This is a genomic window from Syntrophomonas sp. UBA1041, assembly GCF_002316705.1.
Taxonomy (GTDB): Bacteria; Bacillota; Syntrophomonadia; order Syntrophomonadales; family Syntrophomonadaceae; genus DTU019.
This window is the reverse complement of record NZ_DCEA01000021.1, coordinates 1-12,316: the sequence shown is the minus strand read 5'-3', so window position 1 is coordinate 12,316 and position 12,316 is coordinate 1. Positions and strand designations below refer to the sequence as shown.

The window sequence follows — 12,316 nt, the reverse complement described above, 5'->3', positions numbered from 1 at the left end:
AAACCCTGGGGGGAAAGGGGCTCTGCCTGTCAAGCCCCAATCGCTTACCCTGCCATAATTTCTACAGTCCAGTTTATTGCGATTTTAACATGAGTTGGTTCTGTGCATAGAGATTCATGATAGAATAACCATACAATGATCTTTCTGGAGGAGGGTGCCAAATGCTGGTTATGGATAATACTGCCTTGTTGTTGGTAGATATACAGGGGACGCTGGCCAGGACGGTGCATGAGTCCAATCTGGTTTTCGATAATTGGCTCAAGCTCATAAAAGCGGCCAAACTGTTTAAACTACCCATCATCATGCTGGAACAGTATCCCCAGGGACTTGGAGCGACAATTCCTGAGGTAAGCAGACTCCTGGAAGATGTGCCTCCCATAGAGAAAATCACTTTTAATGCCTGTCTAAATGAAAATTTTTTAAAAAAGGTCAGTGAAACCGGGCGAAAACAGCTGCTGGTAGCCGGTATTGAGGCTCATGTCTGCGTATACCAATCTGTCAGCGGCCTGCTCGAAGAACATTATGAGGTCCATGTGGCTTCAGACGCGGTGTCATCCCGCAAATCCTGGAATCGGCTGGTAGCCTTGGAACGCATGCGCGATCAGGGCGCAATCATCACCACGACTGAGATAGCCCTTTTTGAAATGATGCGGATAGCTGATAACGAGATGTTCAGGCAGTTCATCACCATAGTGAAATAAACTGGAGTAAACAACTGTCTGCTTCTGATCATATGCCGATCAGGGTATCATATTACCTTGATCGGCTTTTTCATGCTTCTCTAGTGTCCATGCCAAAATATACCAAGACAGCGGTTATCCGCCCCCGCCCTCACGCTTACGCATTTTCTTGGGTATACTGTTTAATCAAGAGGCTGATTATTGGGGGGCCTGGTTTGAACTATGACTTAAACATCTCTTAAGTCTCCATGTAACACCTGCCAGGGTTTTGTCGTCTTTATTTTTAAAGCCGATCGGTTAAAAGAAGGTGAGACGATTTGTGATTACTGCTGAACATCTCAGAAAAGCTGCGCAAGGCGAATCTCGGTCAATTGAGCACATTTGTCTGGAATTATGGGAACCGCTTTATGGGTTTATCTATTACAGGGTACAGAACCGGGAAGAAGCGGAGGATATCACCCAGGATACCTTTGTAAGAACCCTGACCTACTGCCAGCGCCATAATACCCAGCCTGACAATATCCAGGCTTTTATGAAAATGGTTGCACTCAATATAATCCGGGATGGTTGGCGGCAAAAACAGCGCCAGGGTAAACTCATCAGTTTCGAAGAGGCCAAACCGCTGGAAACGGTCGCGGCGGATGAGCAAAAGACCATTGCCGAAAGAATGCAGATTGAAAATGCCTTGACCCAATTGAAACCTGATCAAAAGGCCGTACTTGATCTAAGAATATTAAAAGGTTACTCTGTGGCGGAAACGGCTAAAATGCTGGGAAAAAGCGCAGCAGCGGTTCGCGTCACACAGTACCGGGCCCTGCAGGCCTTAGCGCAGATGCTGGATGAGCATGACTAAACCGGGAGGGATGAAAAGGTGGATAATAAAGAAAATATTCTTTCCGAATATATTGATGACTTGAACCGAGAAAAAAAACCTGAAAACGATTGCTATGGCGCTGACCCTGAACTAGCCAGGCTGTGTGAGACGGTTAAAGCAGTGAAAACCTTAAAAGAACCGGCTCTTCCCGAAGAGGGCTATGCGCACCGGTTGGCACAAAAGGTAGCTCTTGAAATGGCTCAGAGTTCCCGGGAGGAACTTAATGAGAAAGGTGCTGTTCGGTTGAACAAACGAAATAGGACCGCCCGGAGGAAACCGGTCCGGCCCGGATGGCTGCTGCCGGCCGCCACCGCGCTGGCAGCCTGCGTGCTGATCTTTGCGATGTTCGTCAGCCGCCCCGGTATATTCCATACGGATGTGGCTCTGGCAATGCAGCAGGCAGTAGGGCAGTTATCCAGCTATCACGGAGTGCTGGAAATGCGCTCCCATAATGAAGCCGGTCAGGAATGGCTGGTACGGCAGGTGGAGCTCTGGTCAGAAGGAGACAAGTATGCCATCAAGCAGAGTGACGGCACCCTGACAGTCAACAACGGCCGGCAGAAATGGCAGCTGCGCCCGCAAAAGCAGGAGGTGGCCTTGCTGCCCTTACTCCCTGATCCTGCCCGTCAGGGGTTTGATTTGCGCGACGAGGCCGCTCGGGCTTTAAGCTATCCGCATCAGGTGGTGGGTTCAGAGGTCATAGCCGGTCGTCAGGCCAGCAAAATGCGAATATCCCCTCCGGGAGGTCTGGAGTATTATCTGTGGGTTGATAAAGAGACCGATCTGCCCATTCAACTTCAAACCGCGATGCAAAACGCACTGCAGACCACTTATACATTTGTGAGCTTCGAAGCCAATACCCAGATTGATCCAGGTATATTCGACTACCAATTGCCGCCAGGTTTTAAAGTGGCGGATAGCGACCCCGGACAGATTGTCAGCACCGTGGAGGAAGCGGCTGAGATAAGCGGTTTTATTCCGCTGCTCCCGGAGGAGTCCCCATCCCGTATCCTGGCTTTTGCAAGCCGCATCGTCCTTGACTATGGTGATACTACTATTGTGGAAAAGGTCGCCCAGGGCGTCTTTGAACCGGCTGCCAATTCCGCGCTGGGTACGGCTGCGGGAGGCCCGCTGGAGGTATGGGGGGAGAGCCTGCGCTGGAGGCAGGATGGCATTGAGATCCAGGTATCCGGGGCTCAGCGGGCGGCCCTGGCGGCCCAGATCGCACCCGGCCTCGCTCTTCCTGAAGCCAGCCGGGATCTGGCCGGCCAGGCCCGGGTCAAAGTTGCGGTGGATATGGACATTGTCAAGGCCGATCAGCAGCAGGCGGATCGGGGCAGCAGTCCCTGGCAGCTGGATCCTTTACAGGTTTCGCTCACCTTTGTCAATCTCAAAGTTTCGCCGGAAGGCATTGTGGGTGAGCCCCAGATCGGAGCGGCCTCCTTTAAGACAGCAATAAACAATGGGGTGCAGGCGGTGGTTGAAGTGTCCGCGGGACCGGTCAGCAAGGTATATTTAAAGCGTCTGGTGCGTCAGGACGAAACCGGAATCTGGTCGGTGGTCGGTTACGATCCGCGTTAAATATAACAGACCTCCATTCGAGCATACTACTAAAGGCCATCAACTGTATAACCGCAGTTGATGGCCTTGCGCTCGGAGGCGAGTGGGGATGGTTGCAAAGACTGACGACCCCATTGGGGGTCTTAAGCTGGCACGAGTTCTTTCTGTTGCTGCCTGGCCCAATGACGATGCTCCGCAATAGCGTGAATGAATTCCTGCGCAAAGTCTTTCAAATCGGAGCTATCTCTAATGGTTACAACCCCCGTATCGGAGAATAGTCCATGACTGTATGTTTCCGCCATGGAAATATGGTTGACATCAGCCGTTGTCAAGAGGTCAACACCTTCATTGGATGCGGCGATGGCTTTGCAGTGCTTAAAGGCTTCATTGATAAAATGAATGGCATCGCCCTGCTGCATCAGGCTGTCAATGCTTTTACGGCCTCCGGGCACATATACGGCATCGTGCAGAACCGACCCGGTAGTGCTGTAGCTTTCCTGTACCTCCAACTGGCGCCCGTCGGTGCTGGTAAGCATGCCCTGCTGCTTGCTGACGATTACGGGATGAACCGCCACTGACTGCAAGGCTTCCAGAACCTGTAGGATGTCATCGTGATTGTAGCCATTTTCCACCAGCACTGCCACTCTTCGGGTGTTCGGCAGTTTAGTGGTGTTTTCCTGGCTGACTGCCGGTGAAGAATAGGCAACGCCCGTACCGCCCGGCACTTCCGGAGGGGACACGCCGATGCCATGGGCGATTTCAATAGCTAACTGGGTATCCACATGGTTAAACATATTTACCACACGCTGGCGTATATTTTTATCCTTAACCTTCCCGACTTCAAAATGAAAGGCTTCGATAATATGTTTCCTCTCCACTGCAGACATACTGTTCCAGAACAGGGTAGCCTGGCTGTAATGGTCTGTAAAACTGACGCTGCGTTCGCGAATTTTCTTGCCTTCCACCTTTTCATTGTAATGAACATAGCCATTCTCGTGCTCCGGGGCAGGGTGGGGGTTGTTGCCCTGCATGCTGTTGGGAGAATAACTGACCAGGCCACGGTCGATGGTCATGCGATGATAGCCGTCACGCTGGTTGTTGTGGACTTGAGCAACCGGCCTGTTGATAGGAATCTCGTGAAAATTCGGGCCGCCCAGGCGGATCAGCTGGGTATCCAAATAGGAAAACAGACGACTCTGTAAGAGAGGATCATTGGTAAAATCAATCCCGGGAACTACATGGCCGGGGTGAAAGGCTACCTGCTCGGTTTCCGCAAAAAAGTTGTCAACGTTGCGGTTCAGGGCCATTTTCCCGATGCGGCGAACCGGCACCAGTTCTTCCGGCCAGAACTTGGTAGGATCAAGAATGTCAAAATCAAAGGCGAACTCCTGATCTTCTTCCAATACCTGAATACCCAGTTCATATTCGGGGTACTCTCCATCCTCTATGGCATTCCATAAATCACCGCGATGGAAATCGGGGTTTTTCCCTGCGATTTTCTGGGCTTCGTCCCAAACCAGGGAGTGCACCCCCAGCAGCGGTTTCCAATGGAATTTTACGAAACGAGCCTTGCCCTGCTCATTGATAAGACGGAAGGTATTGACGGCAAAGCCCTCCATCATCCGGAAACTGCGTGGAATGGCCCGGTCAGACATCAACCACATGATCATATGAGCCAATTCCGGAGTGCTGACCACAAAATCCCAAAAGGTATCATGGGCGGAAGAAGCCTGCGGCATTTCATGGTGCGGTTCGGGTTTGATAGCATGCACCACGTCGGGGAATTTAATGCCGTCCTGGATAAAAAAGATGGGGATATTGTTGCCGACTAAATCATAGTTGCCTTCTTCAGTATAAAACTTAGTGGCAAAACCGCGTACATCACGGACGGTATCCGCTGACCCACGGGAACCCACCACCGTCGAAAACCTTACGAAGACCGGGGTTTTAACGGCAGGGTCCTGCAAGAATCTGGCCTTGGTCAATTCTGTTAAAGGTTCATAAATTTGAAAGTAGCCATGGGCTCCAAAGCCGCGCGCATGAACTACGCGCTCGGGAATGCGTTCATGGTCGAAATGGGTGAGTTTTTCGCGAAAATGGAAGTCCTCCATTAGTGTGGGGCCGCGAGATCCGGCTTTAAGTGAATTATCCGTATCGGAAAGGCGCAGTCCCTGATTGGTCGTCAAGGGTTCCATATCGTGATTCATGCTAAAGATTTCCAGCTGTTCATTCTTGCTTTGCTCGTTTATTGAAGATTGTTCTTTCTGCTTTGTATCCATTCTTTCCTTCCTTTCTCAATATCTACACTTAGTGTGTTGGGGTGGGGCTTGAAATATTCGCAGTATATTTGTTATGCCACCGATTCCTAATGCCCCGGGGGGATTTGATTGCGTGTATATGAACCCGGCAGTCTCAAAGGGAGCCCCTGTAAGACCTGCGGAGCTGTTCTAAAACTAAAAATCCCCACCGGCCTCCTGACTTCACATCCTCTGTTAACCAAAAAATGACGCGGGGAAAAACTTCCCTGGCATCATTACCACAAATTACATAAAGGTCATAGCCAAATGTATGGCAAATTTGTAAATAGAACCAATTCTTTCATAGAGGAGGCAAGTCATGTTAAGAAAGCTAATTATTGCAACCATTTTGGGGGTAATGATTTCCGCATCCGGCACATCTGCCTCATGGGCGGCCAGCAGCATTGAGAGCCGCATACAGAGATACCAGGACAACTATGCGGCATATTTAAAAAACGACAAAGCCTTAGCTGACGCTTTTCTGGCCGGCTATAACAACAGTGAGGCCCAGGCCCTGGTAGCCCGGGCTATCTGGTATATGGAGCACGGTTATATGATATACGGTCACTACAAATACGGGGGCACCGGCTATATTGACTGTTCGATTTTCACTGCACTGCTTTACAAAGATTTTGGATATACCATAACCTCAGCTTCGAGGAAATATCCTCAGGTGGGCCGAAAAGTTGCCGGGGTATACTCCCGCGAAATTCCGGGCAGCGACAAATATGAACTGGTTGGCACCGAAAATCTCAGGCCGGGAGATATCTTCACCTTCTGGAAAAAAGACAGCAATGGCAGCGGTACTCACATCGGCCATGTGGCTATTTACATGGGGGAAATCAATGGGGAGCCCGCCATTATCCAGACCATTTCAGGCCGTCCTACTGCCATCGGCATCACCACCAGCTTCAAATACTGGTATGGGGAGCACTTTGTTGAAGCACGCCGGATTCTGGATGACTCCTCCCAGAGCCCGGAAAAACCGTGGCAGGCATCCCTTCCGGTTATCCCTGATAAATACCAGCTTCCCCCTCAGAAGCCGATAGTCCCGCCGGCAGAAAAATTCCTGAGCAACAAGGCCACATCACAATTCAGGGATATTGCCGCTCATTGGGCGGAAGAAGACATCCGTAAATTGATGAAGAGCGGAGTCTTGGAAGGCTATCCGGACGGAACATTCCAGCCCGACCGGCCAATTAGCCGGGCCGAATTCGCAGCCGCCCTGGTCAAAGCCTTTGACATCAGTAAGAAAACCGGCAAAGTATTTCTTGACACTTCGTCACACTGGGCCAAGGATTATATTTCCTCCGCAGCCGCCGGTGGCATTGTCAGTGGTTACAATTCCACCTTTTTCGGGCCTGACGACCCCATCACCCGGGAACAGATGGCGGTTATGACCGTGGAGGCGGCTGAAATCGATGCAGATGTCAAGGGCAGCCTGAAAGCTGCCTATGCTGACGGGGCCGCTATCTCAGACTGGGCGCAGGATGCGGTCCTGGCTGCCGGTCAAAAAGCTATCATCAAGGGCTACACCGACAATACTTACAAACCCGGGCGAGGAGCCAACCGCGCCGAGGCGGCCGCCGTTATCTCCCGGGCCTTAAGCCTCTAGGGCGAAATTCTTCCGGACCTCGCGCCGCATGGCCAAGATTTCGCCCAAAACATTTAAAATGCAGCTAAATACCTGTTTTAGGTTACAATGATTAAAAACGGGAGGTCGTTTTATGGATCAAAAGTTTGAGATAATTGAAACCGCCGCACAGCCGGTCCTGTCCGTCAGAAAAACTACTTCGGTGGCCCAACTGCCGCAAGAACTGGGAGCAGCTTATCACTCTATAATCACTTATCTTGGGGAATTGGGACAACAACCGGCGGATGCAGCCTTTGCATGTTATTACAATATGGACATGGAAAACCTGGATGTTGAGATGGGATTTCCAGTAGCCGCTGCCGTGCCTGAACAAGGCCAGATTAAAGCCAGTGAGATTCCCGCCGGCAAAAAGGCCACTGCTCTTTACGCCGGCCCTTACCAGGAAATGGGGCCCACCTATGAGGCTTTAACCCAGTGGATTAAGGATAACGGACACCAACCTACCGGGGTGGTATACGAGTTATATTACAATTCCCCTATGGAAGTGCCTGAAAGCGAACTCTTAACCAAGATAGTGTTTCTTTTAAAGTAATTGCCAATTGGAATTACATATTGCCCAATCACGTGTCAAGCGCTACGGCCTTGACACGTTTGGTTTTCATTTCCCTTGACCTCTCAAACGCCTCCCCGTACAATAAAACCGTATATCAGGTTATTATCTTTATAACTCCAGATTATAAATGTGCAGGATAGATCGAGCCGGGAATATTTTCAGTCTTATTGATGAAAGGAGACAATTACAGATGGCCACTTATCAAGAGATTAGGCAGATGTGGGCTGACATCGGTATGGACCTGGAAAAACATGATGAATTTCTTAATTCCTTTCCCATGGTTTTCAAAGAAATCCTGTTATCCCAGCAAAACCGCCCCCAAAAAATGAATTATTTCAGCAATGTGGTGAAAACCGTTCATGGTCAGAGGCCTTATGAGCTTTATGAATTCAAACAAAAGGGCGGCAAGATCTTCGGCACTTACTGTGTCTATGTCCCCGACGAAGTGCTTTGTGCCCTGGGGGCCGTTACTACCGGCCTGTGCGGCGGCGACGAGTTCTGGGTTCCGGGTGGTGAAAGCGTATTGCCCCGCAACACCTGCGCCCTGATCAAATCCTCACTAGGTTCGAGATTAGACCGCACCAGCCCTTTCTGCCAGCTGGCGGATATGTACATTGGAGAAACCACCTGCGATGGCAAGAAAAAAGCCTGGGAGATTCTGAGTCAATATAAGCCCATGCACATCATGGACCTTCCCCAGATGAAACGCGACCAGGACGTCCGGCGCTTCGCCGCAGAGATCTGGGATCTGGTCAAAATCGCTGAGGACATCACCGGGAATAAACTGACCGCGGAGAATCTGAGCCGGAGCATCCGCCTCATAAACGATAAACGCCGGGCTCTGCAGCGCCTGCACAGCACCCGCCAGGCTTCTCCGGTCCCTATCAGCGGGAAAGACGCCCTGACTGTCACCCAGGTGGCTTTCTATGACGATATACAGCGTTTCATAGACAATACCAATGTTCTCTGTGATGAGTTAGAAGAGAGAATCGCCCGCCATGAGGGGGTGGCTCCGGCCGATGCGCCGCGCATACTGGTCACCGGCAGTCCCATGGCGTTGCCCAACTGGAAAGTGCATCACCTGGTTGAGAGCAGCGGCGGGGCAGTAGTATGTGAGGAAATGTGCACCGGCACCCGCTACTTTGAAAACCTGGTAGATGAGACTCCCACTGATCTGGATGGGCAGATACTGGCTATAGCCAGCCGCTACATGAAAACCAACTGCGCCTGCTTCACAACCAACAGCGGCCGGGTGGATGACATCATCCGTCTGGTGCAAGATTACCGGGTGGATGGCGTAATAGATTATGCATTGCAGTTTTGCGGGCTGTATTCCATTGAAAGCCATCTGGTCAAAGCGGCCCTGCAGGACCGGGGCATACCCTTTATGCACCTGGAAACCGACTACAGCCCGGCCGACAGTGAACAGCTGCAGGTTCGTATCCAGGCGTTTCTGGAGATGCTGTAATAGCAGCCTTACCGGCTGCCGCCTCAGCGACGGCACACTCTACGCCCTGGGCGAGTGCCCGCAGTGCGGGAGCGTCATCTGGGCTGAAACCACCCGTTAAGCCATAATTATAAGATTATTGGAGAGGTTATTTATATGAAGAGAATTCTGGTCCTGATTTTGGTTTTATCACTATCAGTAACATTATGGGGATGTCAGAGCAGGGCGGGCAACCAGCCGCCTTCGACACCGCCGGCCAGCGGTGAACCCGATACTTCCGGCAACCAGGGCCAGTCAGACCCCGGCGAAAATACTCCTCCCGCAGGCCAGAGCGCAGCCAGTTTGGGAGGGCTCAGGCTGGGAATGACCGTATCTCAGCTGGACAGCCTGTTAGGGCAGGATTATACTGAAAAACTGGTTGATGAAGGCGGACATTTCAGAGAGCCGTTTAAGATTCGCAGCTATGCGGAGGACTGCCAGGTGGTCGTGGGACAGACTTCCGGAAAAGTCCTGCAAGTTGATGTATATTCCGCCCTTTATCCCACCAACCTGGAGATTAAAGTGGGCGACTTGAGCCGGGATGCCCTGCAGAAATACCGGGCACTTTATAAAGAGTGGGTGGGCAACCAGAGCGATCAGCCTTTAGCCGGTTGGTTTGAAACCGAGCCCGGCGTCCTGGTTATCTTCTCCAGTATGGAAAACCATGACCGCATCAATCAGAACCTGCAGCCTGATAGCAGAATAACCGCCATAACTCTGGGCGGCGCACAATATTTCGATTAAAGGTCAGATTACAATAATGGTTGTATTCCTGGCATAGGGTGGACCGCCTTAGAGCCCTCGAAAACGCCGTCAGATTATAATAACGGTGGTATTCCTGGAGCTAAAGCTTAAAACTTTTCATGACCGCGCGGCGGGCCACAGCCAGTTCATTTGAAAACCTTACCCCCGGTCCATCTATGCTCTTCTCACGGCTTGCGTCCGGGTATAATTTGGGGTATGCTGGTAATCGAACCAGCCGGGTTTTCATATCATGTATCATTTATTGAAGATAACGGCTGGTTTAAGGAGGATGGCTATGTCAAACCAAGAGAAAATAATAATAGAGATATTAGCGGGTTCACAAGGGGAAATCCACGGCTGTGAAGGTTGTACTGCAGGGGGCTGCTGCGGCACAGAAGACTACAGCGCGACAACCAGAATGGTCGCCGAAGTGCTGCAGGAGCAGTATGGCGACAAGGTGGAGGTAAGATACGTCGATGTCGAGCAGACCGGACTGAAGGCCTATCCCAAGATTCTCAACATACTTTCGGTGGGCTACAAATATCCCATCACGGTGATCAACGGCAAACCGCGACTGGCCGGCGGGGTAAGCCTGGATCAAATCAGGAAACTGGTGGAAGAGGCCATTGACGAGCCACAGGATTAGATTTTGATCGCAACAGCCGGGTCAAGCCCGGCTTTATTATATTAGACCATAAAGGGGTATAGAACATGTCAGTAATGCCGGAAGCGCAAGATCAGGGCAAAAGCTATCACATCTTAACCTATGGCTGCCAGATGAATGTGCGTGATTCAGAAGTTATAGCCGGCCTCCTGGAAGGCTGTGGGTACCATTCGGCGCCCAGCCCGGAGGAAGCCTCCTTGATTGTATTCAATACCTGCAGCGTGAGGCACTCGGCAGAGAACAAGGTATTCGGCAAGCTGGGCGAAATCGCGGCCTTGAGGCGCAAAGACCCCTCTAAACTGGTGGCTTTTGGGGGATGCATGGCTCAGCTGGCTGAAGTGAGACAAATACTCAAAAAGCACCATGTAGACATAATTTTCGGAACACTTAATATACATGAGCTGCCCGGCTTGATCCGTCGAGCTGAAGAAGGCCGGCATCCGGTGGTGCAGGTGTGGGATAAGGAAGGCGCCATCATCGAGCCCTTGCCGTCGCGACGCTCCGGGGGTTTTAGCGCCTTTGTCAATATCATGTTCGGCTGCAATAATTTCTGCAGCTACTGCATCGTGCCCTATACCCGCGGCAGGGAGCGCAGTAGGGAAGCGGAAGATATCGTCAATGAGATCAGGAAATTGGCTGAAGCAGGCTATAAAGAGGTTACCCTGTTGGGGCAAAATGTCAACTCCTATGGCAGGGGGCTTAACGGGTCCGTCGACTTTCCCGATCTGCTCAATATGGTGTCAGAGATAGATGGAATTGAGCGCATACGCTTCACCACCTCGCATCCCAAGGACCTGTCGGACAAACTGATCGATACCGTGGCCGACAACCCCAGGGTCTGTGAACATATTCATGTGGCCATGCAGTCAGGCAGCAACCGGATTCTACAACTTATGAACCGGGGCTACACCCGGGAACACTACCTGGAGAGGGCTCTGGCCCTGCGCGAGCGGGTCCCGGGAGTGGCCATAAGCACTGATATCATCGTTGGTTTTCCCGGTGAAAGCGAACAGGATTTTGCCGACACCCTGGACATGGTTCAGAAAGTACGCTTCGACTCGGCTTTTACCTTTATGTATTCTCCCCGCACCGGCACGAAAGCGGCCGAGATGGAAGACCAGCTCCCCGTCGATATCAAGCGCAGCCGGTTGCACCAGTTGACTCAGCTGCAATACGGGATCGCCCTGGAGATCAACCGTAGCCTGGAAGGCAATTGTGAACAAGTCCTGGTGGAAGGTCCCAGCAAGACCGACCCCAGCAGATTGACTTCACGCAGCCGCACCAACCGCATTATTATTTTTTCTGGGCCTGACAATATCGCTGGCCAGACAATCCGTGTTAAAATAACAGAAGCCAGGACATTTTCGCTATTTGGCAAAATAGCAGAAGATTGCGGCCTTTAAAGATAGGAGGCAGATACCCTTGCACAGAGACGCCATTATTAAATTAGCCATGGATCTTGGATCGTCCATAGCCGAATCCGATGAACTCATGGAAGTAAAAAAGCTGCAGGATCAATTGCAGGCAGACGAAACTGCGTTTGGTCTGGTGATGAAATACCAGGCTGCTCGAATGAATCTTGAAAACCAGCAGCGGGCCGGGCAAAATATCACCCCCCAGGATGAAAATCATCTCAGCATACTGGAGCAGCAGATGCAGAACAATGCCTTGATACAGCAGGTCATGGATGCACAGGACAGATTCAACAATCTGATGCAGGCAGTGTACTATGCCATGAATCAGAGCCTTTCGGGCGGGTGCAGTCCCGATGGGTGCGGCGGTTCATGGCATAGTACACTGCCTG

11 protein-coding genes are annotated in these 12,316 nt (G+C 51.3%); 10 read left to right on the top strand and 1 reads right to left on the bottom strand.

What is annotated here, in order from left to right:
- Positions 1–161 precede the first annotated feature (161 nt).
- The 3 genes from B2633_RS04735 to B2633_RS04725 all read left to right on the top strand — a co-directional run bounded on the left by B2633_RS04735 (position 162) and on the right by B2633_RS04725 (position 3,135).
- Positions 162–701 carry a hydrolase gene (locus tag B2633_RS04735; RefSeq protein ID WP_481038952.1) on the top strand — a complete coding sequence of 180 codons (540 nt, stop codon included), beginning with the start codon at positions 162–164 and terminating at the stop codon, positions 699–701.
- 298 nt (positions 702–999) lie between these two features.
- Positions 1,000–1,533, top strand: a complete 534-nt coding sequence (locus B2633_RS04730) for an RNA polymerase sigma factor (protein ID WP_483169496.1) — start codon at positions 1,000–1,002, stop codon at positions 1,531–1,533.
- An 18-nt stretch (positions 1,534–1,551) separates the two neighbouring features.
- Positions 1,552–3,135, top strand: coding sequence for a LolA family protein (locus B2633_RS04725; RefSeq protein ID WP_483169494.1), 1,584 nt, complete (start codon positions 1,552–1,554; stop codon positions 3,133–3,135).
- Between the two features lie 122 nt (positions 3,136–3,257).
- On the opposite strand, the gene B2633_RS04720 is transcribed toward B2633_RS04725, so the two are convergent.
- Complete coding sequence (locus B2633_RS04720; protein WP_483169492.1) at positions 3,258–5,393, bottom strand: catalase; 2,136 nt, start codon at positions 5,391–5,393, stop codon at positions 3,258–3,260.
- A gap of 337 nt (positions 5,394–5,730) precedes the next feature.
- On the opposite strand from B2633_RS04720, the gene B2633_RS04715 reads away from it, so the two are divergent.
- From B2633_RS04715 to B2633_RS04685, 7 genes are all read left to right on the top strand, one after another.
- Entirely contained in the window at positions 5,731–7,026 is a 1,296-nt protein-coding gene (locus B2633_RS04715; RefSeq protein ID WP_483169490.1) for an S-layer homology domain-containing protein, read from the top strand.
- A gap of 112 nt (positions 7,027–7,138) precedes the next feature.
- Positions 7,139–7,597, top strand: coding sequence for a GyrI-like domain-containing protein (locus B2633_RS04710; protein ID WP_483169488.1), 459 nt, complete (start codon positions 7,139–7,141; stop codon positions 7,595–7,597).
- 211 nt (positions 7,598–7,808) lie between these two features.
- Positions 7,809–9,086: a double-cubane-cluster-containing anaerobic reductase gene (locus B2633_RS04705; RefSeq protein ID WP_483169487.1), complete on the top strand. Its 1,278-nt coding sequence runs from the start codon at positions 7,809–7,811 to the stop codon at positions 9,084–9,086.
- 135 nt (positions 9,087–9,221) lie between these two features.
- The gene (locus B2633_RS04700) at positions 9,222–9,848 is read left to right on the top strand and encodes a hypothetical protein (protein ID WP_483169485.1); all 627 of its coding nucleotides are present in this window, start codon (positions 9,222–9,224) and stop codon (positions 9,846–9,848) included.
- Between the two features lie 295 nt (positions 9,849–10,143).
- Entirely contained in the window at positions 10,144–10,494 is a 351-nt protein-coding gene (locus tag B2633_RS04695) for a hypothetical protein (RefSeq protein ID WP_481038966.1), read from the top strand.
- Positions 10,495–10,568: 74 nt separating this feature from the next.
- A complete protein-coding gene (gene miaB / locus B2633_RS04690) occupies positions 10,569–11,915 on the top strand; it encodes a tRNA (N6-isopentenyl adenosine(37)-C2)-methylthiotransferase MiaB (protein WP_483169497.1) in 1,347 nt (448 codons plus the stop codon).
- Between the two features lie 19 nt (positions 11,916–11,934).
- Positions 11,935–12,316, top strand: a 382-nt coding sequence (locus tag B2633_RS04685; RefSeq protein WP_483169483.1) for a YlbF/YmcA family competence regulator, incomplete at its 3' end; no start/stop codon positions are given.

What these genes read in the sequence shown, in the direction of transcription:
- B2633_RS04735 (WP_481038952.1), top strand. Translation starts at nt 162, where the DNA reads ATGCTGGTTATGGATAATACTGCCTTGTTGTTGGTAGATATACAGGGG.
- B2633_RS04720 (WP_483169492.1), bottom strand. Translation starts at nt 5,393, where the DNA reads ATGGATACAAAGCAGAAAGAACAATCTTCAATAAACGAGCAAAGCAAG.
- B2633_RS04695 (WP_481038966.1), top strand. Translation starts at nt 10,144, where the DNA reads ATGTCAAACCAAGAGAAAATAATAATAGAGATATTAGCGGGTTCACAA.
- B2633_RS04710 (WP_483169488.1), top strand. Translation starts at nt 7,139, where the DNA reads ATGGATCAAAAGTTTGAGATAATTGAAACCGCCGCACAGCCGGTCCTG.
- B2633_RS04705 (WP_483169487.1), top strand. Translation starts at nt 7,809, where the DNA reads ATGGCCACTTATCAAGAGATTAGGCAGATGTGGGCTGACATCGGTATG.
- B2633_RS04715 (WP_483169490.1), top strand. Translation starts at nt 5,731, where the DNA reads ATGTTAAGAAAGCTAATTATTGCAACCATTTTGGGGGTAATGATTTCC.
- B2633_RS04700 (WP_483169485.1), top strand. Translation starts at nt 9,222, where the DNA reads ATGAAGAGAATTCTGGTCCTGATTTTGGTTTTATCACTATCAGTAACA.
- miaB (WP_483169497.1), top strand. Translation starts at nt 10,569, where the DNA reads ATGCCGGAAGCGCAAGATCAGGGCAAAAGCTATCACATCTTAACCTAT.